The sequence below is a fragment of the Rhodobacter sp. 24-YEA-8 genome, assembly GCF_900105075.1.
Taxonomy (GTDB): Bacteria; Pseudomonadota; Alphaproteobacteria; order Rhodobacterales; family Rhodobacteraceae; genus Pseudogemmobacter.
On record NZ_FNSK01000001.1, the window covers coordinates 534701 to 561510 of the forward strand.

At 64.2% G+C, this 26810-nt stretch carries 16 protein-coding genes; 9 read left to right on the forward strand and 7 right to left on the reverse strand.

Features of this window, described 5'->3' with window-relative positions; all coding sequences use genetic code 11:
* Positions 1-77 precede the first annotated feature (77 nt).
* The 5 genes from BLW25_RS02595 to BLW25_RS02615 all read left to right on the forward strand — a co-directional run bounded on the left by BLW25_RS02595 (position 78) and on the right by BLW25_RS02615 (position 14638).
* Positions 78-1475 (forward strand): hypothetical protein, encoded by a 1398-nt coding sequence (locus BLW25_RS02595; RefSeq protein ID WP_092896057.1) that lies wholly within the window; start codon positions 78-80, stop codon positions 1473-1475.
* 265 nt (positions 1476-1740) lie between these two features.
* Entirely contained in the window at positions 1741-8262 is a 6522-nt protein-coding gene (locus tag BLW25_RS02600; protein WP_171909458.1) for a type I polyketide synthase, read from the forward strand.
* Positions 8263-8265: 3 nt separating this feature from the next.
* Positions 8266-9276 (forward strand): glycosyltransferase family 2 protein, encoded by a 1011-nt coding sequence (locus BLW25_RS02605; protein ID WP_092896061.1) that lies wholly within the window; start codon positions 8266-8268, stop codon positions 9274-9276.
* Between the two features lie 3 nt (positions 9277-9279).
* The gene (locus BLW25_RS02610) at positions 9280-13998 is read left to right on the forward strand and encodes a MupA/Atu3671 family FMN-dependent luciferase-like monooxygenase (protein ID WP_092896063.1); all 4719 of its coding nucleotides are present in this window, start codon (positions 9280-9282) and stop codon (positions 13996-13998) included.
* Positions 13991-14638 carry a 4'-phosphopantetheinyl transferase family protein gene (locus BLW25_RS02615; protein WP_092896065.1) on the forward strand — a complete coding sequence of 216 codons (648 nt, stop codon included), beginning with the start codon at positions 13991-13993 and terminating at the stop codon, positions 14636-14638. The genes BLW25_RS02610 and BLW25_RS02615 overlap by 8 nt, the downstream gene beginning before the upstream one ends.
* Positions 14639-14644: 6 nt before the next feature.
* On the opposite strand, the gene BLW25_RS02620 is transcribed toward BLW25_RS02615, so the two are convergent.
* The 7 genes from BLW25_RS02620 to BLW25_RS02650 form a co-directional block, all read right to left on the reverse strand.
* Positions 14645-14878: a formate dehydrogenase subunit delta gene (locus BLW25_RS02620; RefSeq protein WP_249498833.1), complete on the reverse strand. Its 234-nt coding sequence runs from the start codon at positions 14876-14878 to the stop codon at positions 14645-14647.
* Positions 14868-15686 (reverse strand): formate dehydrogenase accessory sulfurtransferase FdhD, encoded by an 819-nt coding sequence (gene fdhD, locus BLW25_RS02625; RefSeq protein WP_092896067.1) that lies wholly within the window; start codon positions 15684-15686, stop codon positions 14868-14870. Before fdhD ends, BLW25_RS02620 begins: the two co-directional genes overlap by 11 nt.
* A 13-nt stretch (positions 15687-15699) precedes the next feature.
* A complete protein-coding gene (gene fdhF, locus BLW25_RS02630; RefSeq protein WP_092896069.1) occupies positions 15700-18609 on the reverse strand; it encodes a formate dehydrogenase subunit alpha in 2910 nt (969 codons plus the stop codon).
* Position 18610: 1 nt separating this feature from the next.
* The gene (locus BLW25_RS02635; protein ID WP_092896071.1) at positions 18611-18835 is read right to left on the reverse strand and encodes a DUF4287 domain-containing protein; all 225 of its coding nucleotides are present in this window, start codon (positions 18833-18835) and stop codon (positions 18611-18613) included.
* Positions 18832-20367 (reverse strand): formate dehydrogenase beta subunit, encoded by a 1536-nt coding sequence (locus BLW25_RS02640; protein ID WP_092896073.1) that lies wholly within the window; start codon positions 20365-20367, stop codon positions 18832-18834. The genes BLW25_RS02635 and BLW25_RS02640 overlap by 4 nt, the downstream gene beginning before the upstream one ends.
* Positions 20367-20834, reverse strand: coding sequence for a formate dehydrogenase subunit gamma (locus tag BLW25_RS02645; protein ID WP_092896075.1), 468 nt, complete (start codon positions 20832-20834; stop codon positions 20367-20369). Before BLW25_RS02645 ends, BLW25_RS02640 begins: the two co-directional genes overlap by 1 nt.
* A 128-nt stretch (positions 20835-20962) precedes the next feature.
* Complete coding sequence (locus BLW25_RS02650; RefSeq protein WP_092896077.1) at positions 20963-21850, reverse strand: LysR family transcriptional regulator; 888 nt, start codon at positions 21848-21850, stop codon at positions 20963-20965.
* A gap of 402 nt (positions 21851-22252) precedes the next feature.
* On the opposite strand from BLW25_RS02650, the gene BLW25_RS02655 reads away from it, so the two are divergent.
* The 4 genes from BLW25_RS02655 to BLW25_RS02670 all read left to right on the forward strand — a co-directional run bounded on the left by BLW25_RS02655 (position 22253) and on the right by BLW25_RS02670 (position 26795).
* A complete protein-coding gene (locus BLW25_RS02655) occupies positions 22253-23335 on the forward strand; it encodes a hypothetical protein (protein WP_092896079.1) in 1083 nt (360 codons plus the stop codon).
* The gene (locus BLW25_RS02660; protein WP_092896081.1) at positions 23332-23604 is read left to right on the forward strand and encodes a hypothetical protein; all 273 of its coding nucleotides are present in this window, start codon (positions 23332-23334) and stop codon (positions 23602-23604) included. The genes BLW25_RS02655 and BLW25_RS02660 overlap by 4 nt, the downstream gene beginning before the upstream one ends.
* Entirely contained in the window at positions 23597-24721 is a 1125-nt protein-coding gene (locus BLW25_RS02665) for a hypothetical protein (RefSeq protein WP_092896083.1), read from the forward strand. Before BLW25_RS02660 ends, BLW25_RS02665 begins: the two co-directional genes overlap by 8 nt.
* A 145-nt stretch (positions 24722-24866) precedes the next feature.
* On the forward strand, positions 24867-26795 hold the full coding sequence (locus BLW25_RS02670; RefSeq protein WP_092896085.1) for an AAA family ATPase: 1929 nt from the start codon (positions 24867-24869) through the stop codon (positions 26793-26795).
* Positions 26796-26810: the final 15 nt, after the last annotated feature.

Below are 26810 nucleotides of genomic sequence, written 5' to 3' on the forward strand. Positions count from 1 at the left end.
CTCGGGGAGCGGCTCATGCTAGGGTACAGGCTTAAATTGCGCCCGGTTAAAGCGCGAGCAGAACGGATCCCGGCCGGATGTCATCTACGATTGCCCTGCTGGCGCTTTTGATCTGGCCCTTTGTGGTCTGGGTTTTCTACAACCGGATGGCGCCGGGCCGGGCACTGATCTGGTCGGTTCTGACCGGCTATATGTTCTTGCCAGAGCTGGCGAAAATCGACCTTCCGATGCTGCCGGACCCCGATAAACACATGCTGCCGGCGCTGGCGGCGGCGGTGATCTCCTGGCTGATGCTGGGCAGGACCCTGCCGGTTTTCACCGGCAATATGATGGTCAGGGTTCTGGTTGCGGGTTTTCTGATCTCGCCGGTTTTTACCGCCCTTCTGAACACAGATCCGATTTTCCTTGGCCATGGCCGCGAGATCCAGGGCATGCGAATCTATGATTCCATCGCCATCACGGGCACCGAGGCGATGTATCTTCTGCCGCTGTTCCTTGCGCGGCGCGATCTCGCGACGCCCGAGGCGATGCGCGACCTTCTGATGGCACTGACGATTGCGGCGCTGCTTTATACCGGGCCGATTCTGATCGAGACTGTGATGTCGCCGCAGCTGCATATCTGGGTCTATGGTTATTTCCAGCACGACATGTCCCAGGCGGTGCGATTTGGCGGCTGGCGGCCCTTTGTCTTTATGCCGCACGGGCTTTGGGTGGCGTTTTTCGTGCTCTCCTGCCTGATCGCGGCGGGGATGCTGCTCCGGCTGGGTCCGGCGCCGGCGCGGGTCTGGCAGTTGCCGGTCTTCCTTCTGACCTGTGCGCTTCTGATTATGTGCAAAAGCTTTGGTCCCATCGCCTATGCGCTGGCCGCCGCGCCGCTGGTCTTTCTTGCGACCCCGCGCCAGATCCTTGGCGTTGTCGGGCTGCTGGCGGTGGTGGTGATCCTGTATCCGCTTTTGCGCGGCGCCCATCTGGTGCCGGTTGATTATATTTCCAGCTTTGCCGGCGATCTGAGCGAGGACCGCGCCCAGAGTTTTGGTTACCGGCTGATGAATGAGGATCTGCTGCTGGCCCGCGCCGCAGAGCGGCCGCTCTTTGGCTGGGGCGGCTATGGGCGCGGTTTCCTCTATGATCCGGTGACCGGCATCGTCGAGACGGTGGCAGATGGCGCATGGATCATCCGGATCGGGGCATTCGGCTGGGTCGGCTATCTCGTGCAATTCGGGCTTTTGTGCCTGCCCTTATGGCTTCTTGCGCGCGAGGCGAGGCTGCAACCCGGATCGGTCGGCCTGCCGGCGGCGGGGGTGGCGCTGATCCTTGGGCTGAACCTTGTTGATCTTTTGCCCAATGCGACGCTGACGCCGCTGAGCTGGCTGATGGCCGGCGCGCTCCTTGGTCAGGCCGAGGCTTTGCGTGCCATGCGCGAGGCCTCACTTGCAGAAGTACGGCGAACCCAGCCGCGCCGCACCATTATCTGAGCAGGTCTCGCCATCAGATTGACGGAAACCTGGTCGGGGCTGCGCCAAATGCGGCATAAATGCGGCGCTAATGCGGCGGGCTTGTGGCATTGTTGCCTCGCGGGATAAGAACTGGTCACGGGTGCGCTCAGGGTATGAGTTTGCCTTAAATTGAGCTAGATTAACGCGGATAATCAACAGACTGGCAGGGGGCTGTCTGTCAGGGAGGGAACGCTTCTGTTCCACCCCGGATCCCCTGAGCCACTGAACCGAAGTGATGGATGATATGACGCGCAGACCCTCAGGTGTGGCCGCGACCGACATAGCGATTGTCGGCATGGCCGCGCATTTGCCGGGTGCGGGTGATATCTCCACCTTCTGGGCCAATCTGCGCGCTGGCGTGGAATCGATCCGGGTGCTGTCGCGCGACGAGCTGCTGGCCGCGGGCGAGAGCGCGTCAAAGATGGCGCGACCGAATTACGTTCCAGCCGCCGCCGTGCTGGACGGGTTCGAGACCTTCGACGCCGACTTCTTCGGCTTCTCGCCGAAAGAGGCCGCGATCCTTGATCCGCAGCACCGCCAGTTCCTCGAAGTGGCCTGGGAGGCGCTGGAAAATGCCGGCCACCCGCCAGAGAAATTCCCGGGCGCCATCGGGGTCTGGGCCGGCTGCGGCATGGGGTCGTATTTCTATTTCAACCTCTGTTCGAACCCGGATCTCGTCGAAGAGACCGGTATGTTCCTTTTGCGCCATACCGGCAATGACAAGGATTTCCTCGCCACCCGCGCGAGCCATATCCTTGATCTCAAAGGCCCTTCGGTGAATGTGCAGACCGCCTGTTCAACCTCGCTGGTGGCGATCCATTACGCCTCACAGGCGCTGTTGAACGGCGAATGCGATATGGCGCTGGCGGGCGGCGTCACCATCGAATTGCCCCATGCGCGGGGATATCTCTTCCAGGAGGGCGAGATCCTGTCGCCCGATGGTCATTGCCATGCCTTTGACCACCGCGCGCAGGGGACGGTGTTCGGGTCGGGCGCGGGCTGTGTGGTCTTGCGCCGTGCGGTCGATGCGATCCGTGACGGCGATCATATCTGGGCGATCCTGAAGGGCACCGCGATCAACAATGACGGCGCGGCCAAGGCGGGTTATCTTGCACCATCCGTCGACGGGCAATCGGCCTGCATTGCCGAGGCCCAGGCCCTGGCGGGCGTCACCGCCGATACCGTGACCTATATCGAATGCCATGGCACCGGGACATATCTCGGCGACCCGATCGAGGTCGCGGCGCTGACCGGGGCCTTCCGCGAGACCACGGATGCGGTCGGCCATTGCCGTATCGGCTCGGTCAAAACCAATATCGGCCATCTCGACACGGCCGCCGGGGTGGCGAGCCTGATCAAGGTCGCGCTTTCGCTGCATCACCGCGAATTGCCGCCGAGCCTTGGCTATGAGGCGCCGAACCCGTCGATTGATTTCGAGACCTCGCCGTTTCGGGTCAATGACCGGCTCACGCCCTGGCAGGCGCCGGTGCTGCGCGCGGGCGTCAACAGCCTGGGCGTCGGTGGTACCAATGCCCATGCCGTGCTGGAAGAGGCGCCCTTGCGCGCCGCATCGCAAGACAGCGACTGGCCGTTCCAGCCGCTGGTGATATCGGCGCGTTCAAAAGCCGCGCTTGAGGGCCAGGCGAGCCGGCTTGCTGCCCATCTGCGCGCGCATTCGGATCAGAAACTGGCAGATGTGGCCTGGACGCTGAAAGAGGGCCGTCGCGCCTTTGAGAAGCGCAGGGTGATCGTGGCGGAAAGCCACGCAGAGGCGGCGGACCTGCTGGAAGGCGCCAATCCGCGTCTTGTCTTCAATCATGATCATCTGGGCGAGAACCCCGAAGTCATCTTCATGTTCCCCGGCGGCGGCGCGCAATTTGCCGGCATGGCGCGCGACCTTTACGAGACCGAGCCGGTTTTCAAAGACTGGATGGATCGCGGCCTGGCGGTGCTGGAGCCGCAGTTGGATTACGATATCCGCGCGCTCTGGCTGCCCGTGAAGGGGGCTGAAGCGGCGGCGGATCAGGCGCTGAAAAAGCCCTCGGTGCAGCTGCCGCTGATTATGATCACCGAATACGCGCTGGCGAAACTTTATGAAAGCTGGGGCATCACCCCCGCCGCGCTGATCGGCCATTCGATGGGCGAAAATACCGCCGCGGCCTTGGCCGGTGTGATGTCATTCGAGGATTGCATCGGGCTGGTCCTTTTGCGCGGGCGGCTTTTTGACACGGTGGCACCGGGGGGCATGCTGTCTGTGCCGCTGCCCGAGGCAGATCTGGCGCGCTACTGGGCCGATGATCTCGATATGGCCTCGGTCAATGCGCCGGGGCTTTGCGTGGTCTCTGGGCCTGACGCGGCGCTGGATGCGCTGGCCGCAAGGCTCGCGGCAGATGAGATCGAGACGCAGCGAATTGCGATCGATATCGCCGCACATAGCCGGATGCTCGCACCGATCCTGCCCGCCTTTGGCGATTACCTGCGCGGCATTCGTCTCTCTGCGCCGCAGATCCCGATCATTTCGAACCGCTCGGGCAAGGTGCTGACGGATGCCGAGGCGACGGACCCGGATTATTGGGTTGCGCATCTGAGGAATACCGTGAATTTCCAGGCCGGGCTGGCGGAACTGACCGCGACCCCGGGGCGGGTCTATATGGAAATGGGGCCGGGCCGTGCGCTGTCCTCGCTTGCGGGCGCCAATGGGGTCGGACCGGGCCAGGTGGTGCCGGCCTTGCGGCACCCCGAACAGAAAATCGACGATGATGCCTGGCTGGTCGGATCCATCGCGCGGCTCTGGGCCTGCGGCGTCGCGGTCGACTGGGGTCAGATCTGGGGCGGGCGTCTGCGCCAGCGCGTACCGCTGCCGGGCTATGCCTTTCAGCGCAAACCGTTTTTCATCGCGCCGGGCGAGGCGGCGCCGGTGGCGGCAGAGCTGCCCGCGCGGGTGGAAGACCTGACCGGCTGGGGCTGGAAACGGCATTGGACCCCTTCGCCTGCAGGCTTTGACATTGATGATCTGGGCGTGGCGGCACCGGCAAGCTGGCTGGTCTTTGCCGATGATGCAGGGCTTTGTCTGGCTGCGGCAGACCGGCTGCGCGCGGCGGGGCATCGGGTGATCCTGGTGCATCCGGGTGACAGTTTCCGCGCCCTCGGCGAGGATCGCTACAGCCTTGCGCCCGAACGCGGGCTGGAAGGGTATGAGGCGCTGATCCGCGATCTGGCGGGACGGGGCATCGCGCCCGCGCAGGTGCTGCATGGCTGGCTTGTCACGAAAGACGAAAGCTTCCGGCCCGGGTCAAGTTTCGCGCAAAGGCTGATCGAACAGGGGTTCTGGTCGGCTTTGTTCCTGTTGCAGGCCATGGCGGGAGAGAACCTTGCCCAGGGGGTGAAGTTCACTTTCCTGACGAATGGCGCGGCGGCGGCGAAAGGCACTGTGCTGCGCTGGCCGGAAAAGGCGCTGCTGCGCGGGCCGGTGCTGGTGGCGGGCAAGGAATTGCCGGGCGTTGCGCTGGCGCAGCTGGATCTGGAGCTGCCGGTATTGCGGCGCGGCGAAAGCCTGCCCGACTCGCTGAGTGATGCGGTGATCGAAGAGGCGCTGGCGCCAGAGGGTGGTGTGGCGGTCTTGCGCGGCGCGCGGCGTTACACCGAGGCGCTGCGCCCGGCGCCCTTGCCCGAGGCGGGGTTCGAACTGCCATATGGCGCGCATGTGCTGATCACCGGCGGCTTCGGCGGGATCGGGCTGACGCTGGCAGAAGACCTGATCCGGGAGCGCGGTGCGAAAGTCACGCTGATTGCGCGCTCGCGCCTGCCGGAGGGGGCTGCTCGCGCAGCCTGGCTGCGGGCCCATGCGCCAGAGGATGCGGTCTCGCGGCGGATTATGGCGGTGGAGCGGCTCGAAGCACTGGCGCGTGAAAGCGGCGGCGGGATTGCGCTGGCCCGGGCCGATGTGGCCAATCTGTTCGAGATGCAGGCGGTGGTTGAGGCTGCGATCGCGCGCATGGGGCCGGTAGATGCGGTGATCCATGCGGCGGGGATGGTGGCGGATGGGCCGATCCTCGGCAAGGATCCGGGCAGTGTGGAAGAGGTTTTCGCGCCGAAGCTGCATGGAACCGAGGTCATCGACCGGCTGTTCCCGGATGGGGCACTGAAGCTTCTGGTGCTGTTTTCCTCGACCTCGACGGTGACGGGGCCGGCGGGACAGGTCGATTATGTGGCGGTGAATGAATATCTGAATGCCTTTGCCGAGGCGCGGGCCGGGGGGGCTACGCGTGTGGTCGCGCTGAATTGGGGGATCTGGCAGGGCGTCGGCATGGCGGCCGAGAGCCTCGCGGACCGGATGGGGCGCGAGGCGGCGCCGCCGGTGCCGGTGCGCCAGCCGATGCTGACAGCAGCCGGGTTTGATGTTGCGGGCAACCGGGTCTTTACCGGCGATCTGTCCTGTCAGCAGTGGATCTTTGATGGCCACCGCACCCGCGAGGGTCAGGCTTTGCTGCCGGGGACCGGTTATCTGGAACTGGCGGCCGAGGCCTGGGCCCTGCAGGAAGGGGCGGTCGGGGTGCCGGGAACTGGCGCCGGGTTCGGGATCCGCGATCTGACCTTCTTTGCGGCGCTTGATCTCGCGGAAAGCGAGACGCGCCCCCTGCGGGTGCGGCTGAGCCGCAGCGAGGCAGGCTATGATTTCGAGGTGCAGACGCTGATGCGGGCGGGAGGCCGGGATGGCTGGGCCACCCATGCCACGGCGCGGCTGTTTGCGCTGACCGGGGCGCAGGCTGCGATCTCGCCGGGGATCGACCCCGGCGAGATCGCGGCGCGGCTTCGCGCGCCCGAGATGGGCCAGCCGCAGGAGGGGGAGGCAGATGGCTGGCTCTCCAGCCCGCAGGAGGCGCATCTCGCTTTTGGCCCGCGCTGGAGGGTCTTGCGTTCGCGCGCTTATGGTGCGGGGGAGGGGCTGGCGCGGCTGGCGCTGCCCGGGCGGTTCCGGCGCGAAGTGTTCGGCGGCGATCCGGTTGCGGGCGATCCGGTTACCAGTGAGCCGGCGGGGGGCTGGCTTTTGCATCCGGCGCTGCTGGATCTGGCCACCGGCTGGGCGATGGATCTGATTGCAGGCTACCAGCCGGACCGGCTCTGGGTGCCGCTGTCTTACGGATCGGTGCGGGTCTTTGCGCCCCTGAGCGCTGACCTCGTCAGCCATATCCGCAATGCAGGCGAGAACCGCGCTGACCGGCCGACCGCCGTGTTTGACATCACGCTTGCCACAACGGATGGCCGGGTGCTGGTCGAGATCACCGGCTTTACCATCCGCCGGCTGGATGCGGCTTTGTCCTTTCCGGCCCCGGATCCGCGCCTGCTGGAGGCGCCCGAGGGCGGCCCCGCTCGGGCGCTGTCACCGGCGGAAGAGCGGCTGATGATGGCGTTCCGTCAGGGCATCCGCCCGGAAGAGGGGACCCGGGTCTTTGGTCGCGCGCTGAATGCAGGGCTGTCGCAGATCCTTGTGTCTTCGCTGGATCTGCCGGCCCTGGTGCGCCAGACTGCGGCAGTCATTGAAGCGCGCAAATCGGGGCAGAGTTTTGAACGCCCCGATCTCGACACGGATTACATCGCGCCGCGGGATGATATCGAGCGCAGCCTGACCGGCTTCTGGCAGGATCTGCTCGGGGTTTCGCAGGTGGGGGTCGAGGATAATTTCTTCGACCTCGGCGGGCACAGCCTGATCGCGGTCCGGCTTTTCGCGATGGTGAAAAAGACCTGGGCGGTCGACTTCCCGATCTCGGTGCTTTTTGAGGCGCCGACAGTGGCGGCCTGTGCGGGCCTGATCCGCGAGGCGGCGGGGATCACCGGTGAGAGCCTCGTTGCACCCGGGGGCGCGGGTGCAGACCCGGTGCCGGTGGCAAAGGCCGTGAAACAGTCGCGCCGCTTTACCCATCTGGTGCCGATGACGCCCGGGGCAGGGAAATCCGGCGCATCGCAAGGGGCGAAGACACCCTTCTTCCTCGTCTCGGGCATGTTCGGCAATGTGCTGAACCTGCGCCATCTGGCGCAGCTGGAAGGGCGGGACCGGCCGTTTTACGGCCTCCAGGCCCGCGGGCTTTACGGCGAGGATCGGCCGCATGATGATTTCACCGAAGCCGCGCGCGATTACATCGCCGAGATCCGCCAGGTGCAGCCTTCGGGCCCTTACCTGCTGGGCGGTTTCTCGGGCGGCGGGCTGATCGCCTGGGAAATGGCGCGCCAGCTGGAGGCTGAGGGGGAAGAGGTGGCGCAGCTTGTGCTCCTGGATACGCCTTTGCCGATGCGACCCGGCCTCAGCCGCCGCGACAAGGCGCTGATCAAGCTCGCAGAGCTGCGGCGCAAAGGGCCGGGCTATCTGGCGGAATGGGCGAGAAACCGGCGCGACTGGGAGCGGCGCAAACGCGCCGGCGCCCCGGTCGGGGAAGAGGGCTTCCATAACAGCGCCATTGAAGCGGCGTTCCGCGCCGCGCTGCCGCGCTATCAGATGCGCCCGCGCCAAGGCGCGACGGTGCTGTTCCGGCCAGCCCTCGATCGTCATTGGCAGGTCACGGGCGGGAGATGGGTCTCGGCGGCGAAGGAATTTGTTTATGATGATAATGACCTGACCCGCTTCGCCCCGAAGCTGCGGGTGATCGAAGTGCCCGGTGATCATGATTCGATGGTGCTGGAGCCGAATGTACGGGTGCTGGCGGCGGCGCTGAAGGCGCTGCTGGCCGAGGCTGAGGCGCAGGACGACACAGTGGCAACGGCGGCGGAATAGGCGATGGCAACGGTTCTCACCATCATTCTCAACTGGCGCTCGCCGGAGATGACGCTGCGCTCGGTCGAGGCCGCGCTGGTCGCGATGCGGGGGATCCCGGGCGCAATCACCATCATCGATAACGATTCCGGTGACGGATCTTTCGAGATCATGCAGGCAGGGGTTGCGGAGCGCGGCTGGGACCGTGCGGAAACCCCGGTCCGGGTGTTGCAATCGGGGCGGAATGGCGGCTTTGGCGCCGGGAATAATGTTGGTATCCGGGCGGGTCTGCCGGATGGATTTGCGGGCGGGTCACGACCGGATTACGCCTATGTGCTGAATTCGGACGCCTTTCCGGCGCCGGATGCGATCCGGGTGCTGCTGGATCATCTGGAACGAACACCTGCAACTGGCTTTGCCGGCAGCTATATTCACGGCGAAGACGGCACGCCGCATCACACCGCCTTTCGCTATCCGACCGCGCTGAATGATTTCGAGCGTCATATCCGGCTGGGGGTGGTTTCGCGGACGATGAAGGACAGCATGGTCGCGATGCCGCTGCCGGATCGGGTGACGCGGGTCGACTGGCTGGCGGGGGCCAGCCTGATGATGCGGATGGATGTGCTGGACCGGATCGGTCTCTTTGATGAGCGGTTTTTTCTCTATTACGAAGAAACCGATCTTTGCCTGCGCGCTGCCCGGGCCGGTTTCCCGACCGATTATGTGCCCGAAAGCCGGGTGGCGCATATCGGTTCGGTCTCGACCGGGATGGGGAAATGGCAGCGCATTCCCGGTTTCTGGCTGGATTCGCGGTTGCATTATTTCGCCAAGAACCACGGGCGCGCCTATGCGGCGGCGGCGACGGTTCTGGCAGCCCTTGGTGGCGCAATCTGGCGGGCGCGGCTTCTGGTGCAGCGCAAGCGCGACCGCATCGATCCGCCACATTACCTCCGCGATTTGATTCTACATGATATTCGTCGTGGCTTTGGCATGAGCCCGGAGCCCGTGACCGACCATTCCCGGAAAGAGACCTGAGATATGAGCCTGACCGCCATTCTGATCGGCAATGAGACGCTGACGCGCGAATGTGGCGCGCTCTGGCTGGCGCGCGGGCATCGGATCGTCGCGGTGGTCAGTGAGGCGGGGCAGGTCAGGGACTGGGCGCTGGGGGCGGGGCTGATGCTTTGCGATCCGGAAGATTTACCGGAGGCGGAGTGGATCCTGTCGGTCGCCAATCTGCGGCTGCTGGGGCCCGGGGTGCTGGGACGGGCGTCAGCGGGTGCGGTGAATTTCCATGACGGACCCTTGCCCGATCATGCCGGGCTGAATGCGCCGGTCTGGGCGATCCTCGCGGGTGAGGCGCGGCATGGCGTGACCTGGCATATGATCGAGGGTGGCATCGATCAGGGTCGCATCTTTGCGGAGCGCCGCTTTGACCTCGACACCGATGAAACGGCGCTGACGCTGAACACGCGCTGTTTCGAGGAAGGGCTCGACAGTTTCCCCGAGGTGATGGCGGCGCTGGAAAGCGGTGCGGAGCCGCGTGCGCAAGCGGCGGGGGGCGGCGTGATGCATCGCGGCGCGGATCGGCCGGCGGCGATGGGGCGGATCGATTTTGCGCGGCCTGCGACCGAGGTGGTGCGTCTGGTCCGTGGCCTTGATCACGGGCGCTACTGGAATCCGCTGACAACGGCAAAAATTGACACCGGGTCTGAGGTGCTGAATGTCGGTTCGGCCGGACTGGCAGCGGGGGGGGGCGCGCCGGGCGCGGTGCTGCATGCCGGGCCGGAGGGGCTGGTGGTGGCCTGCGGTGAGGGGGCGGTGCGGCTTGACCGGCTGAGCTGCCAGGGCTCGGGCCGGGCGGTGGCGGCAGATGTGGTGAAAGCGGCTTCCCTGCCGCTCCTCGCTGCGACGGAGGCGGAGGTGCTGACGGCGGAGCTTGCAGCGGTTGCGCCGCAGGAGGCGCGGCTCCGGGCGGCGCTTCTGGCGCTGCATCCGGTGGCGCTGCCGGTGGTGTCGTCTATGGTGTTGCGGGCAGAACAAGGCGGCGCGGCTGAGTGGCACCGGATCCCGTTCGGGCGCCGGCACGGTCTGGGGGAACTTGCGCTGGCCGGCCTCCGCGCGACCGGAACCACCGCCGGCGATTTCGCGAGGGCGGCTAAGGGCCGCGCCGGATATATCGCGGCCTGGGAGCCTTTGCGCGCGGGTGGCGGGGCCGCCGGTGAGACGGTGACGGCGGCGCTGGCCTCGGTCGAGGCGGCTCTGGCGCGACCGGCGACCGGCTGGCCGCTGGATCTGATGGCGCGGGATGCGGCGCTCCTGGGCGTGGCGGTGCCACCGGTCGCATTGTCTGAGGCAGAGCCGGTTCCGGGGGCGGGGCTGGTGCTGACGCCGGAGGCGGTGCTCTGGAATGCGGCGCGGCTGGATGAGGCGGCGGCACAGGCGCTGGCTTTGCGGATCGACTGGCTGGCGGGTGAGGTTACGCGGGTGGTTGCCGCAGCCGCAGATCTGCGTCTTGCGGATCTGCCGGCGCTGACGCCTGCGGAATATGACCTTGTGATCAAGGACTTCAACCAGACGGCGGTAGACCATGACCGCGCGATCCTGGTTCATACTGCCTTTGAGGCGCAGGTGGCGCGGACACCCGATGCACCGGCGCTGGCCTTTGAGGGCGAGGAGTTCAGCTATGCCGCGCTGAATGCGCGGGCCAATCGGGCGGCGCATGTGTTGCGCGAGATGGGGGTCGGGCCGGGCGTGCTGGTCGGGCTGTCTGCCCGGCGCAGCGTCGATCTGGTGGCCGGCGCGCTTGCGATCCTGAAGGCGGGTGGCGCCTATGTGCCGATGGATCCGGCCTATCCGGCCGAGCGCCTGGCTTTGTTCGCGGAAGACAGCGGTGCCCCGGTGATCGTGACGCAATCGGATCTGGCGGCAGGTCTGCCCGCAGGGGTGGAGAAGCTGGTGCTGGACCAGGACCCGCGCCTTGCCCTGGCCCCCGAAACCAATCCGGAGAGCGGCGCGCGGCCCGAAGATGTCGCCTATATGATCTATACCTCGGGTTCGACGGGGCGGCCCAAAGGGGTGCAGGTCGAACACAGGAATGTTGCGAATTTCTTCACCGGCATGGATCAGCGGATCGGGCCTGAGCCTGGGGTCTGGCTCGCGGTGACCTCGCTGTCTTTCGACATCTCGGTGCTCGAGCTGTTCTGGACACTCGCGCGCGGGTTCAAAGTGGTGATTTCCTCGGATGAGAACCGGGCGCTTGTGTCGGGCGCGCCGATCACCTCGGTAAGGGCGATGGATTTCTCGCTGTATTACTGGGGCAATGATGACGGGCCGGGGCCGAAGAAATACCAGCTTTTGCTGGATGGCGCGCGTTTTGCCGATCAGCATGGGTTCTGCGCCGTCTGGACGCCGGAGCGGCATTTCCACGCCTTTGGTGGCCCCTATCCGAACCCGAGCGTGACCGGCGCCGCGGTGGCGGCGGTGACCACGAATATCGGGGTCAGGGCGGGGTCGGTGGTGGCGCCGCTGCATCATCCCGCCCGGATCGCCGAGGAATGGGCGGTGATCGACAATCTGACCGCAGGGCGGGCGGGGCTCGCCTTTGCATCGGGCTGGCACCCGGATGATTTCGTGCTGCGCCCGGAAAATGCGCCGCCGAAAAACAAGGCGGCGATGTTCCAGGCGATCAGGGATGTGCGGGCGCTGTGGCGCGGCGAGGGTGTGGATTTCCCCAAAGCGGATGGTACGACTTTTACGGTAAAGACCCAGCCGCGACCGGTGTCTGCAGAGCTGCCGGTCTGGGTGACGACCGCCGGCAACCCGGAAACCTGGGCCGAGGCGGGCCGCGCCGGGGCCAATGTGCTGACCCATCTTCTGGGCCAGTCGATTTCCGAAGTTGCGGAAAAGATTGCCCTTTACCATGGCGCGCTGCGCGAGGCCGGCCATGATCCGGCCGATTTCACCGTCACGCTGATGCTGCATTCCTATATCGCGGCCACGCGGGAGGAGGCGCGGGCTGTCGCCGAAGCGCCGATGAAATCCTATCTCGCCTCGGCGGCGGCGTTGGTGAAGCAATATGCCTGGGCCTTCCCGGCCTTCAAGAAACCTGCGGGCGCGGCCAATCCTATGGATATTGACCTCGCGGCTTTGTCGGCAGAGGAGAATGAGGCGATCCTCGATTTCGCTTTCCAGCGCTATTTCGACGAGTCGGGCCTGTTCGGCACGGTCGGGGATGCGCTGGACCGGGTGGAGGCGCTGAAGGCGATTGGCGTGGACGAGGTGGCCTGCCTTGTCGATTACGGCATCGCGCCGGAGGTGGTGCTGGAGGGGCTGAAGCCTTTGGCAGAGGTTGTGCGGCTGGCCAATCAGGGCGGGCCGGCGCCGGATGATTTCTCGATCGCGGCGCAGATCCACCGTCATGGGGTTACGCATCTGCAATGCACGCCTTCAATGGCGCGGATGATCCTGATGGATGATGAGAGCCGCCGCGCGCTTGCGGGTGTCCGGACGATGATGGTTGGCGGTGAGGCCTTGCCGGGCGCGCTGGCGGCCGAGCTGAAAGCAGCCGGGGTGGGGCGGCTTCTGAACATGTATGGCCCGACGGAAACGACGATCTGGTCTTCGGTGGAGGAGGTTCTTGCGCCGGAGCCGGTGGTGAATATCGGGACGCCGCTTGCGAACCAGCAGCTTTACGTGCTGGACGGCGCGCGCAGGCCCGTGCCGCCAGGCGTCGAGGGTGAGCTCTGGATCGGCGGCGAGGGTGTGACCCGGGGCTATTGGCAGCGGCCTGACCTGACGGCGGAGCGCTTTGTCGAAAACCCGTTCCATCCCGGACCAGGGGCGGCGGGGCGGATGTATCAGACCGGAGACCTCGTCCGGCTGCGCCCCGATGGGCGGGTCGATTATATCGGACGGGCCGACGCCCAGGTGAAGCTGCGCGGCTACCGGATCGAGCTGGGGGAAATCGAGGCGGTGCTTGAGGCGCAGCCGGGGGTGACCCAGGCGGTGGTGATGGTGCGGGAAGATCAGCCGGGTGATCTGCGGCTGGTGGTCTATATCAGCGGCGCTGCGGGTGAGGCGGGACTGCGCGCGGCGCTGGCGCGGGAGCTGCCGGACCATATGAGGCCTGCGCATTATGTTGCGGTGGAACGCTTCCCGCTGACACCGAACCGCAAGGTTGACCGTAAGGCGCTGCCGGCACCGATCCGCTTCTTGCCCGACACCGGGCCAGCAGCGCCGGAGGCCCTGGCGCCTGTGGTGGCGTTTGCTGTCGCGCCGTCGCAGCCTGGCGTCGGGCGGGGCGGGGTGGGCCCCGTGACTGGCCCGGCGACTGGCCCCGCAAATGGCGCCGCAAATGGACCGGCGCTCGGCACTGAGATCGCGAAGATCTGGGCGCGGGTGCTGGGGGTGGCGCGGGTCGGGCCGAAGGACAATTTCTTCGCGCTTGGCGGCCATTCGCTTCTGGCGGTTCAGACCCATCGCGAGATTCGCGAGCGCCTGCCGCAGGTGAAGGTCTCGATCACCGATATCTTCCGCTTCCCGGTGCTCGACGCTTTGGTTGCGCATATCTCGGGCGGTGCACCGGCTGCGGTTGTGCCCGTGCGGGCGCCGGTTTTTGCGCCCGCTTCAGCCCTGGTGGCGGCTGTGGCTCCGGTTCAGGTCTCGCCTGCTCCCGTGGCGGTTGCGACCGGGCTTGACGAGGCCATGGCGCGGCGGAGGGCGATGCGGCTGGCGCGGCGGGGCATGGATGCCTGACGCGGGCGGGACCCTGGCGGCGCGGGCGGCGGAATTGCTGCCGGCGGGGTGCTTTACCGCCTCTGCCGATCCGCGGCGCACCTGGCCGCTATGGCAGGGTGAGGAGGGCCAGGGCATGGTGCCACGGCGCCTGGCCGAGTTTTCCGCCGGGCGTCAGGCGGCACGGCTTGCGATGGGTGCGGCAGGGCTGCAGCCGGTCGCGGTTCCAAAGGCGCCGGACCGGGCGCCGGTCTGGCCTTTTGGCCTTGCGGGTTCCATCAGCCATTCTGATCTGGCCTGTATCGCGGCGGTCTCGACCGGTCTTGCGGGTCTCGGTCTGGATCTGGAACCGCTGCGCCCCCTTGACCCCGCAGTTGCGGCGCTGGTGACGGGGCCTGAGGACCGGGTCGTTGCAGACGGGGATCCGGGGCTGCTGGTGTTCTGTGCAAAAGAGGCGGCTTACAAGGCGCAATATCCGCTGACGCGCCGGCTTTTCGGGCCGGAGATGCTGGCGGTGATGATCACGGGCGAGGGGTTCCGGGCGCGATTTCGCGGGGCGGTTGCGCCCTTTGAGAGGGGTGCAGAGATTGAAGGGCGCATCACCCTCTGCGCCGGGCATGTGCTGGCGGTGGCCTGGATTGCAACCCGGGCCACCGCCTGAACGCGGTCAGGCCGGATCGGGGCGGCGGATCTTTTCAGAGGCCTTGATCACCAGCGGGCGCAGGCCCTCGCCACCGGCGTCGATCAGCTGAAAGAACTGGCGGCGCATCCGGGGTTCCCAGAAGTCATTGATATGGCTGGAAAGACCCTCGATGCCTTCGGCCTCGGGCTTGCTCTCCATGAACATGGCGATCTGGTTGGCCATGCGCGTGATTTTCGGGTTGATGCCGTCAGTTTGCATGGGATTGCTCCGTCACGATGCGGTCAGAATGGGTGAAAAGCTCGAACCGCTCCGGGCGGGCGAGCGCGATTACAGTGATGCCGAGATGGTCGGCCAGCGCCACGGCATCAGCGGTCGGGGCCGAGACCGCGATCAGCATCCCGGCGCCGATGGCCGCGACCTTCTGCACCATATCGGTCGAGACGCGGCTGGTCAGGACCACCGCGCCTTCGGGATGATCGTGGCGGATCAGATGACCCGCGAGTTTGTCGAGTGCATTATGCCTTCCGACATCTTCGCGCGCCGCGAAAAGCCCGCCCGGCACCCAGTAAGCGGCACAATGGGCGGCGCGGGTGATATCATGGAGCGGCTGATGCGCGGGCAGGGCTGCAATGGCCTCGCGCACCTGAGCGGGGGTCATGCGGAAGGGAGAGGGCGGCACGGGGGGCAGGTCGCGCAGCGCCTCGTTGATGCTGTCGATACCGCACAACCCGCAGCCGACAGGGCCTGCCATGGTGCGGCGGCGTTTGGCCAGCCGCGCCTCGGCCTCCGGGACCAGCCAGGACTGCACATCGATGCCGCGCTCACCTTCGACCACGGTGATCTCTTCGACCTCATGTGGGCGGGCTATGCCTTCGGTCAGCGCGAAACCATAAGCGAAATCAACCAGATCATCGGGGGTCGCCATCATCACGGCCTGTGTCGTGCCATTGAACGACAAGGCCACCGCAAATTCCTGCGGCAGGGTGCGATTGCCCTGTTCGATGGTATCCCCACCCTCCCGCGCCCCGAAGAAGAGGCGCGGAACCGGTTTCGCTCCGATGGTCATTTCCGCTCCGCCCTTACTCTGCGGCAGGCAGGATCCGACGCGACAGGGTAGCCTGAGCGTTATACTCTTCCTGCCAGTCCGATGGCCCGTTCGAGGGGCTGACCTGCACCGCCGTCACCTTATATTCCGGGCAGTTTGTCGCCCAGTCCGAGAAATCGGTGGTGATGACGTTAGCCTGAGTGTCGGGATGGTGGAAGGTGGTATAGACCACGCCCGGCGAGACTTTGTCGGTGATGTCGGCCCTGAGCGAGGTCACACCGGCGCGCGATGCAAGCCGCACCCAGTCCCCATTGCGGATGCCCCGGTTTTCGGCGTCATGCGGGTGGATTTCCAGCATATCCTCGGGGTGCCAGGCGGTGTTGTCGGTGCGCCGCGTCTGCGCGCCGACGTTATACTGGCTGAGGATGCGGCCGGTGGTCAGCAAGAGCGGGAATTTCGGCCCGGTCTTTTCATCGGTCGCGACATATTCGGTGCGGATGAACTTGCCCTTGCCGCGCACGAAACCGTCGACATGGACCAGCGGCGTGCCTTCCGGCGCCTTGTCGTTCACCGGCCACTGCACCGAGCCCATGGTCTCGATCTTCTCATAGCTCACACCGGCGAAAGACGGCGTGGTCATGGCGATCTCTTCCATGATCTGGGCGGGGTGGGTGTAGCCCCATTTCGCCCGGCCCTGGTCTTCCAGCATGCGGTTCGCGAACATCTGGGTGATTTCCCAGTCGGCATAGCCCTGTTTCGGGGCCATCACCTTGCGGACCATATTGATGCGGCGTTCGGCATTGGTGAAGGTGCCGTCTTTTTCCAGGAAGGACGAGCCCGGGAAGAAGACATGCGCGTAATTCGCGGTCTCGTTCAGGAAGAGGTCATGGACGACGACACATTCCATCGCGGCAAGGCCCGAGGCGACGTGATGGGTGTCGGGGTCGGATTGCAGGATGTCTTCGCCCTGGCAATAAAGACCCTTAAAGGTGCCCTCGACCGCCGCGTCCAGCATGTTCGGGATCCGCAGACCGGGTTCCGGGTCGATCTTCACATCCCAGAGCGTCTCATAGATCGCGCGGACTTCCGGGTTTTTGACGTGGCGATAGCCGGGCAGTTCATGCGGGAACGAGCCCATATCGCAGGAGCCCTGGACGTTGTTCTGACCGCGCAGCGGGTTCACGCCAACGCCGGGGCGACCGATATTGCCGGTCAGCATCGCGAGGTTTGCGATCCCGATCACGGTGGTCGACCCCTGGCTGTGCTCGGTCACGCCGAGGCCATAATAGATCGCCGCATTGCCGCCGGTGGCGTAAAGGCGGGCCGCGCCGCGCACCTCTGCCGCCGGAACGCCGGTCAGCATCTCGATGGCTTCGGGCGAATGGCGCGGGTCGGCGACGAATTCCATATAGTCCTGGAATTCATCCCAGTCGCAGCGGGTGCGGATGAATTCTTCGTTGTAAAGACCCTCGGTCACGATCACATGCGCCAGTGCGGTGACCACAGCCACATTGGTGCCGGGCTTCAGCGCGAGGTGATGTTTCGCACGGTAATGCGGGCCTTCGACCGATTCCGTGCGACGCGGGTCGACGACGATCAGCTTGGCCCCCTTGCGCAGGCGCTTTTTCATCCGGCTGGCAAAGACCGGGTGGCCGGAATGCGGGTTGGCGCCGATTACGAGGATCACGTCAGCCGCTTCGACCGAGTCGAAATCCTGGGTTCCGGCCGAGGTGCCGAAGGTCTGGCCAAGCCCATAGCCGGTCGGCGAATGGCAGACGCGGGCGCAGGTATCGGTGTTGTTGTTCTGGAAGACGGCGCGGGTCAGTTTCTGAACGAGGTAGGTTTCCTCATTGGTGCAGCGCGAAGAGGTGATCACGCCGACCGACTGACGGCCATATTTTTCCTGGATCGCCTTCATCCGCGACGCGGCGAAATCCATCGCTTCGGTCCAGGAGACTTCCTGCCAGGGATCGTTGATGCTGTCGCGGATCATCGGGCTGAGGATGCGGTCCTTGTGGCTGGCATAGCCATAAGCAAAGCGGCCCTTGACGCAGGAATGGCCACGGTTCGCCTTGCCATGCTTATAGGGCACCATGCGCACCAGCTCGTCGCCGCGCATCTCGGCCTTGAACTGGCAGCCGACGCCGCAATAAGCGCAGGTGGTGACGACGGATTTGTCCGGCGTGCCGATGTCGAGCACCGATTTCTCGATCAGGGTCGCGGTGGGGCAGGCCTGAACGCAGGCGCCGCAGGAGACGCAGTCCGAGGCGAGGAAGCTGTCATCCTTGACGCCGGCATGGACGCGGCTCTCAAAGCCACGGCCCTCAATGGTCAGCGCGAAAGTGCCCTGGACTTCCTCGCAGGCACGAACGCAGCGGTTGCAGACGATGCATTTCGACGGGTCGTATGAGAAATAGGGGTTCGAGTCATCCTTCGGCAGCCAGTCGATATTGGCCTCGCCCGAAGTGTTTTTCGCCAGGAAGTGATTGGCTTCCGCCTCATAGCGCACATCGCGCAGGCCCACGGCACCGGCCATATCCTGCAGCTCGCAATCGCCATTGGCGCCGCAGGTCAGACAGTCCAGCGGGTGGTCGGAGATATAAAGCTCCATCACGCCTTTGCGCAGCTGCTTCAGCTTGCCGGTCTGGGTCTTGACCTTGATCCCGGGCGCGACGGGCGTGGTGCAGGAGGCCGGAGTGCCATTGCGACCCTCGATCTCGACCAGACAAAGCCGGCAGGAGCCGAAGGCGTCGATGGAATCCGTGGCGCAAAGCTTCGGCACGGTGATGCCAAGCTCGGCTGCGGCGCGCATGATCGAAGTGCCTTCGGGCACGGTGACCTCAAAGCCGTCGATCTCCAGCGTCACTTGCGTCTTCGACTTCGACGCGGGCGTGCCCATGTCGCGGTCGGAGAACATCGGGGCGGGGATGATGAAATCTTTCATCTCATATGTCCTTCTGGCTCAGCGCATGAGCAACAAGCGCATTGGCGTGGCCGTGGCCAAGACCGTGGTTTTCTTTCAGCCACCCGACAATCTTCATATGGGGCTGGCCGGTTTGTGTCGCAATGAGGTCCAGCCAATGTTGTATTGGCTGGCCATATTTCGCCTCGATCGAGGGAAAGTAAGAGGCGGGCCCCTTAACCTGTCCGCTGATCGGGGCGTTGGTCATTCGGCGGCCTCGCGGGCGGCGCCCGTGAAATCATCCGGGAAATGCGTCAGCGCCGACATCACCGGGTAGGGGGTAAAGCCGCCAAGCGCGCAGAGCGAGCCGGATTTCATCGTCTCGCACAGATCCGTCAGCAGCGGGATCGCCGCTGTGTCTCCGCGCGCGATGCGGTCAAGCGTCTCGACGCCGCGCACCGCACCGATCCGGCAGGGCGTGCATTTGCCGCAGCTTTCAATCGCGCAGAATTCCATCGCGAAACGCGCCATCGCCATCATATCGGCGGTGTCATCGGCAACGGTCAGACCGGCATGGCCGATCAGCGCATTCTGGCCGGCATATTCCTCATAGCCGAAAGGCGTGTCGAACTGGCTGACCGGGATCCAGGCGCCCAGCGGGCCGCCAACCTGCACCGCCTTGACCGGGCGACCGGACGCCGTGCCGCCGCCGATCTCATTGACGATCTTGTCAAGCGTCAGACCAAAGGCGATTTCAAAAAGGCCGCCATGTTTGACATTGCCCGCGATCTGCAGCGGGATGGTGCCTTTCGAGCGGCCGATGCCGAAGCTTGCATAATGCTCGGCGCCTTCCGCCAGGATCACCGGCACCGAGGCCAGCGAGATGACGTTGTTCACCACCGTCGGGCGGCCCATGAACCCCTGCAGCGCCGGCAGCGGCGGCTTGGCGCGCACCGTGCCGCGCTTGCCCTCAAGGCTGTTCAGCAGGGCGGTCTCTTCGCCGCAGACATAGGCGCCGGCGCCGACGCGCAGTTCCAGCTCGAACACCTTGCCCGATCCGAGCACGTTCTGCCCCAGGAGCCCCTCGACGCGGCCCACCGCGATGGCAGCCGCCATCACCTCATTCGCGTCCGGATATTCCGAGCGGGAATAGATAAAGCCCTTGGTGGCGCCGACCGCGATCCCGGCAATGATCATGCCTTCGATCAGGGTGAAGGGGTCGCCTTCCATGATCATGCGGTCGGCGAAGGTGCCGGAGTCGCCTTCGTCGGCATTGGTGACGATGTATTTCTTCTCGCCCAGTTCCGGCTTTATGGGCGCATCATGGACGGTTTTCCATTTGATGCCGGTGGGGAAGCCCGCGCCGCCCCGGCCGCGCAGGCCGGAATTCAGCACTTCCTGAACAACTTCGGCGCCGGTTATTGCCAGCGCCCGGGTCAGGCCTTTGAGGCCGCCATGGGCCCGATATTCATCCAGCGAAACCGGATCGATGATGCCGCAGCGGGCGAAAGTCAGACGGGTCTGCGCCTTGAGCCAGGGCAGGTCTTCGGTCAGGCCAAGCGCCAGCGCGCCACCGTCGAAAATCTGCGCCACGTCTTCCGGCGTCATCGGGCCAAAGGCCACGCGGCCTTCAGGCGTTTCCACCTCGACCAGGGGTTCCAGCCAGACCATACCGCGTGATCCGTTGCGGGTGATCGTCACCTCAACACCACGGCGCGCCGCCTCGGCCTTCACGGCCGATACAACCTCTTCAGCTCCAAGCGCTTTTGCGCTTGCGTCGCGGGGGATCCAGATCCTCATCAGCGCATACCCTTCACGATAGCGTCAAGTTTCGCCTCGGTCAGGCGGCCAACCACTTTGCCGTCGACCAGCGCCGACGGGCCGCAGGCGCAAAGGCCAAGGCAGAAGATCGGCTCCAGCGTGATCTTTCCGTCGGGTGTCGTCTCATGCCAGTCGAGGCCCAGGGTCTCTTTCGCATGGGCCGCCACACGGTCCGCACCCATGGTCTGGCAGCTTTCGGCACGACACAGCTTCAGCACATGGGTTCCGGCGGGTTTGGCCCTGAAATCATGATAGAATGTCATCACGCCATAGGCTTCGGCCTTAGAGATATTCTGGTGCCGCGCGATCTGCGGCAGCACCTCCTCCGGCACGTAACCAAAGCTTTCCTGCACCGAATGCAGAATGGGCAAAAGCGCGCCCTCGGTGCCCGAATGGGCGGCGAGGATCTCTTCTACACGGGCGGCGATGTCTACAGAATCAAGCATATGCGGGCCTTTCGCTGGCCCGTTGATTTGTAAACCTTATGATAGGTCAATCAATTCATATTGCCCGTTATGCGATAGGATTTTCCTATCAAATCTCGAGAGATTTGGTTGGTTTTGCCTTTCGGATCTCAGCGCCGCGCGCGGTACTTCTGCGCCTCGTCAATCAGCGCTGCGATGACGGGCGTTTGTGGATCGCGCCGCGCGCAGATCAGGCCGACCATATGTTCGACTTCGGGTTCGACCAGCGGCACGGTGACGATCTGGCCGCCGCCGGCAAAGATATCGGCCAGGCGTTTCGAGACGATGGAGCACCAGTTGCCCGTCAGCACATGGCTCACCAGCACGATCGAGGAATTGCTTTCGACGCCTGGCGTGCGCAGCCCCCCGGCCGCCGCGAGATTCTGGTCGACAATGCGGCGGTTCTGCATGTCCTGGGTCAGCAGGCAAAGCGGCTGCGTCGCGGCTTCGGACCAGGAGATGCGGTCGCGCCCCGCCATATCCGACCCCGGCGTGCAGATGAACCTGTAGAATTCCGGATAGAGCGGCGCCTGGGTCACGCGCCCCAGCGGCTCATTGTCGAGATAGGTGATGCCGGCATCCAGATCGAGGCTCTCGATCCCGGTCAGGATCTCGGTCGATGTTCTCGACAGCACCGAAAGGGTAACATTGGGGTGGCGGGTAAGGAAAGGGCGGGTCAGTTCTGCCACCATCGGCAGTGCCGTCGGGATCACCCCGATCCGCAGATGCCCCGAAAGGCCCGAGCGCGCCACGCGCATTTCATCGCGCAACGCACGCACATCGCCGACGATCTGCACCGCGCGTTCCAGCACGCGTTTGCCTTCGGGCGTCAGCCCCTGAAAGCGCGAACCACGATGCACAAGCTGCACACCGAGCGTCTCTTCCAGCTGGCGGATCGCAGAAGACAGCGAGGGCTGGGTGACGCCGCAAGCCTCGGCCGCGCGCCCGAAATGCCGTTCTTTCGCCAATGCGATGAACATCTGCAGCTTGTCGATCATTCCGGTTTCCGGCCACTATTATTATTTGCTAATTTTTCATGCGGTTATGGCAATGGGATCTGCCCGCAGACCTGCATATGCTCCGTCACACGCAGCTATATACAGAACCCTGAACATCGCCAGAACGCAAGGCCGCGCAAATGGACCTGCTGCCCGCCCTGCCGGAAGCGCCAGGCATGGCCAGGCGCCTCATTATTTTCAGTGAGCTGCGGGCGGCCCCATTGCCCCGGCTGTGTCATCCGGTCTCTCAGCCCGGAAGCCTGGCAGGTGGGGTATTCCGACCTGTCGCAGACGAGCGAAAGCTGGCTTGTCTTAATTGTTTTCTGCTTCCGCAACCGGGCCCGGACGCGTAGCATTCGCGCGACGGCCCCGGCATCGGGGGCAGAGTGATCCGGTTGTTTGATGGAGGGCAGATTGTCGAATTTTGAAGCTCAGATCCTTGAGAGTGAAAAACAGGTCCGGGTGGCCCAGGACAAGATCACCGCGATCACATCGGTGATTGAAAGCGCACGGATCAAGGCCGATCAGGGCATCGAGATCGATGTGGAAAATGCCACGCTGGAAGATGTGCACAAACATACCGATGTGATGAATGCCAATATCGCCGAGCTGATCATGGGGCTTGACGATGTGACCGCCGCTTTCTCGAAAGATTTCGACGAAATGCGGACCAAGACCGGCTGGGAAAGCTTTGTCGGCATCTTTTCCTCGGGAAAATCGGAAAGCCTGCGCCAGGAGCGGCTGCGCTCGGCCACCATCGACGACAAGCTGCAGGATCTGATCTCGAAATCGGATGTGATCGTAAAGCTGCTGCAGGGTCAGCTGGAGCTTCTGAACGGGCAGAAGGCGAAGGTCGAGACCAATCTTGCCGCGACCCTGACCGATCGCGAAACCACTGTTGCTGAACTTGAAGCGGTGCGCCGTGAAGTGGCCGCGATGGATCCGGGGCTGATCGAGCTGGAAAACCGGATCGCGGTCGAGATGGATGCAGCGGCGCGGACCCGGCTTGAGACCGAACTTGCCGGGCTGAATGCGAAACACAATGCGCTGATCCAGGATGAGCAGGTCAAGCTTGCCCGCAGCCAGACGCTGGAGCGCTATATCGAAAAGGGCAAGACCTGGGTCGATAGCCTGACCAACCAGGCCGCGACCCAGCTGGTGCTGATCAACAAGCTGCAGACCGATACCCGCCAGCGCGTGGTGCTTTATGACGCGCTGACTTCGTCACTGAAAACCGCGCAGCAGCAGGATGTCGCGCATCGCATCAATGAGATCGGGGTCAAGACCGATCAGGAAGCCCAGGCGGCCATGGCGGCCATCGGCTCGGCCACCAATGCGAAAATGGCCGATATGCTTGAGGCGCATGAGGGCAATATGGTCTTCGCCCGCAAGATCCTTGAGGAAAAAGCCAAGGCGGATGAACGCTTCGCCCGCCGCTTTGCTGCGATTGTCGAGAAGCACGACAAAAGCAGCTACGGCGGATGAGGGGGATCCGGCTGCCTGGCCGGGTCTTCCCGGCAGGACTGGCATTGATCGCGCTTGGGATCGTTATGATCGGGCTGGGCGCGATTCTCGACCATTACGACATGACCCGGGCCGAATGGTATATCGGCGAAAGCGGCCTTTTTGTGCTGGGGGCCGGCAGTGTCCTCGCGCTTGTTGCGGTGCTGGTTGTGCTGATGGGCGGCGGCGATGTTTCGGGGCCTGCTGCGGGAGGGCCAACCGGGGGAGAGGATGGAGGCGCGAATGGCTGATAACAGCGTCAGGGAAGCGCTGGTCAGCGATCACGCCGAAATCTACGATACCGCCCAGGCGCGGCGATACTTCGCAAAATTCGGCAGGATCGGCGGCTATCTGGCCAGGATCGCGGCGGAATTCGAGAAAGAAGGCCGCTTCAGCCGGGGCGAGACACGGATACTGGCCGCCTATCTGAACGGGGTGATCGGCACGTTCAGCGCGCTCAGCCATAAATACCTGATGTCAGGCCTTGCCGAAGGTGCGCCACGCCTGACCATCGACCGCCATGAAAGCGGCTTTCCGGTGGTTCAGGAACTCATGATGATGGCCGTCGATGCCCAACAGGCCGAGCGTCATCTCTCGGGCATGGCCTCGGCTGCAGAGCTGCGCGACCGCATGATCCGCACCATCCTGGGCGAGCGCAAAGTGCCGGTGCAGCTCCAGTTCGCGCTGAGCCAGCGGCTTTACTATGAGGCGGTGCGTGCGGGCGGATTGTTTCACGCGAGGAATGATCCGGAAGCGCAATGGCTGGGGCAAAACGGTGACCGCCGCCGCTATCTGATCCATTGGGCGGTCTGGGATTCCGGGCTTAACCTGCCGGTGGTCTATCTGCTGGAGATGGAGGATACCGGCCGCCGCCCGCTGCCCGAAGACGCCTGGCGCTGGCCCGGGATCCAGCAAAAGCTGCTGGCGCAGAGCGTGGGCGGGCTGAAGCTGGTGACCATGGCCACCGGCTTTGACAAGGATTTCGAGGACGCCTGTCCAAAACGCCTGCGCCGCATCACGCTGGGGCCGATGTATTCCTCGGGCTTCACGCTGCAATCGGGCCCGATCTCGCATGTGCTGGAAGATGCGCGCGCATCGGAAGGCGAGGATTGGGCGCTGGTCTGGACGCTGGAAGATCTGATCTCGGATCGTGAGGAGCTGGTGAAAGATGGCTGGTTCTCGACGCGGCCCGGGCAGATCTGGCGTCTCGCGCCGGTGATCGGGGCCGATACGGGGACGACGGTGACAGAACGGATGATCGTGCTGCCGGAGCGCCCCTATCAGGTGCTGGTCGAACAGGACCCGCCGGGCCTGCGGGGAATCCGGAAATTCGTGGTGGGCGCCGGGGGCAGGCTGATCCCGGGCTAGGGGGCGCTGCCCCCGCCCGCGCCTGCGGCGCGGACTCCCCCGGGATATTGAGAGACAGATGAAAGACGCTTTTTCATCTGTCCTTAAATATCCCCGCCGGAGGCATGAGCGGTTGAAGCCGGGGGTTCCGGCAGGAAGGTAAGAGATGGTTGCGCGCGATACGATGGAACTGAAAGAAGAGGCGATCCGGGGCCAGTATGAGGCGGCGCTCGGGCTTGTTTCCGGGTTCGATCATGCGCCGCGGCTGGCGAAACCGCAGGAGGCAGCGCCGGCATCTGAGCGCTCGCCGGGAGTGGGCGCGCGACCGCGATTTCGCTCGACGGTGCCGGGGATGGCGGCCCGTCCGGCGGTGCGGCCGGGGGGCGTGCGGATCCTCGATCGGATCGAGGCGCTTTCTGACGGGCTGCTCTCTCCGGGCCAGGCGGCGGCGCTGAATATGCTCCGGCGGTCTCTGGCGATTGCTTTGGCTATGGGCGAGACCTTTGCGGCGCAATCGGGGCTGGCGGAGCTGAAGCGTAGCAATCTCGAAGGCCGGCTTCCAGAGGCGCGGCGCGCGGAATTTGGTGAATTGCTTCAGGCCGAGGCGCTTGCGGTGCTTTATACATTCGCCAATGCGACAGCGTTTCTGATCGCGCCGCATCTCGGCAGCCAGACCGTCGAAATTGGCGAGGTCGAAGAGGTGCTGACCGACAATGCGCCGCTCGCGCTGCAGGGGGCGCTGTGGGAGCTGGATCAGGACATTGCTGTCCTGGCCACAGATGATCTTCGACTTGTCGCGGTGATTTCGGCTTTTGCAGAAGCACTGATGCAGAAAGTGGCGCTCCGGGCCGAGACGGCGCCGCGCCTTGCCGCCTATTCCGGCGGGTCCTGGAAGGTCGAAGCTGATGGGTTGCTGATTGCCGGGTTCCGTCCCGCGCGGGCGGCAAAGGGCGGTCAGATCACCATGGCGTTTAAAAAGCCACATGAGGTGGTCGGCAATCATATCGCGAAATATCAGAGCCTCCGTCTGGCAAAGATGCTGATGGCCTATGATTTTGAGCGCCGGTTGAATCCCTTTGCGGAACTGGGCGGGTTTATTTTCACCTTCATGGGAGATGGCAAGCCCGGCACCGGGAAGACCACGCTGATCCAGATGATGGCAGGGCTATTGAATGATTATTGCCAGAATGCGGGATATCCGTTCCGGTATCAGAATTTCTCGATTGATCAGATAGACTCCTATCAGGGAAAATCGGGTCAGAACGCGAAATCCTTTGTCGAAACCATTCTTGATCCTACGGCAATTGGATTTGGCACGATTGACGATATAGATCAGGTCGCGGGGAAACGTGGTGATCGGCAATCAAGTGCCGGTCAGCAAGAGGTGACCGCTGTTTTCATGGGCACCTTTGCCGGATCCGGAACAGTGGTGCGCGGGAATTGCACCTTTGGCATGTTTTCTAATTACCCGGAGAATGTCGATGACGCGCTGCGGCAAAGGGCCGGGGCGCGGTTTCTGGTTGACGGGCCGCAGACACGCGAGGATTATATCGACATTCTGTCGCTGCTTCTGGGGAAGAACCATTCCATTCCTTTGGGAGAGCATGATCTTTTTGCGGCTCAGGAAATCAAAAAGGCAGTGCAGGCCAGTTTTGCCGGCCATTCCCGCCCGCATGAGGCCGGTCTGGTGAAGGTATGGGAAGATGTCGGCGCAAAGCTTGGGCCACTTGATACGATTGCGAAAATCGGCGCCTATCTGAAAGCTATCCAGATGGCGGATGAGCGGTTCACCGGGCGCGCCATCAAAAACATCACTGATGCTGTCAAGGTCCGGGCAATGGATTTCGAATTGCCGGATGAATGGATGGAAGAGCCGGATCGCTTTCTTTTCAGGTCATATGATGAAAAGATGCAGATGATACGGGAGCTTATGACCCCGATTACGGTTGACATGGTGGTGCAGGAAATCAACCGCTATGCCGACAGTGAATTCCGCTATGCCGATAATTCGGATGAAGTCGCGGTGCAGAACATGATGCGTGACTTCGCGCGCCAGGAAGAGGCGAAGCGGCGTTATCTTGAGAGCAAGAGCTGATGGAGGGACAGGCCT

Coding starts and splice junctions, on each gene's coding strand:
- BLW25_RS02595 (WP_092896057.1), top strand. CDS start 78: ATGTCATCTACGATTGCCCTGCTGGCGCTTTTGATCTGGCCCTTTGTG.
- BLW25_RS02600 (WP_171909458.1), top strand. CDS start 1,741: ATGACGCGCAGACCCTCAGGTGTGGCCGCGACCGACATAGCGATTGTC.
- BLW25_RS02605 (WP_092896061.1), top strand. CDS start 8,266: ATGGCAACGGTTCTCACCATCATTCTCAACTGGCGCTCGCCGGAGATG.
- BLW25_RS02610 (WP_092896063.1), top strand. CDS start 9,280: ATGAGCCTGACCGCCATTCTGATCGGCAATGAGACGCTGACGCGCGAA.
- BLW25_RS02615 (WP_092896065.1), top strand. CDS start 13,991: ATGCCTGACGCGGGCGGGACCCTGGCGGCGCGGGCGGCGGAATTGCTG.
- BLW25_RS02620 (WP_249498833.1), bottom strand. CDS start 14,878: ATGCAAACTGACGGCATCAACCCGAAAATCACGCGCATGGCCAACCAG.
- fdhD (WP_092896067.1), bottom strand. CDS start 15,686: ATGACCATCGGAGCGAAACCGGTTCCGCGCCTCTTCTTCGGGGCGCGG.
- fdhF (WP_092896069.1), bottom strand. CDS start 18,609: ATGAAAGATTTCATCATCCCCGCCCCGATGTTCTCCGACCGCGACATG.
- BLW25_RS02635 (WP_092896071.1), bottom strand. CDS start 18,835: ATGACCAACGCCCCGATCAGCGGACAGGTTAAGGGGCCCGCCTCTTAC.
- BLW25_RS02640 (WP_092896073.1), bottom strand. CDS start 20,367: ATGAGGATCTGGATCCCCCGCGACGCAAGCGCAAAAGCGCTTGGAGCT.
- BLW25_RS02645 (WP_092896075.1), bottom strand. CDS start 20,834: ATGCTTGATTCTGTAGACATCGCCGCCCGTGTAGAAGAGATCCTCGCC.
- BLW25_RS02650 (WP_092896077.1), bottom strand. CDS start 21,850: ATGATCGACAAGCTGCAGATGTTCATCGCATTGGCGAAAGAACGGCAT.
- BLW25_RS02655 (WP_092896079.1), top strand. CDS start 22,253: ATGGAGGGCAGATTGTCGAATTTTGAAGCTCAGATCCTTGAGAGTGAA.
- BLW25_RS02660 (WP_092896081.1), top strand. CDS start 23,332: ATGAGGGGGATCCGGCTGCCTGGCCGGGTCTTCCCGGCAGGACTGGCA.
- BLW25_RS02665 (WP_092896083.1), top strand. CDS start 23,597: ATGGCTGATAACAGCGTCAGGGAAGCGCTGGTCAGCGATCACGCCGAA.
- BLW25_RS02670 (WP_092896085.1), top strand. CDS start 24,867: ATGGTTGCGCGCGATACGATGGAACTGAAAGAAGAGGCGATCCGGGGC.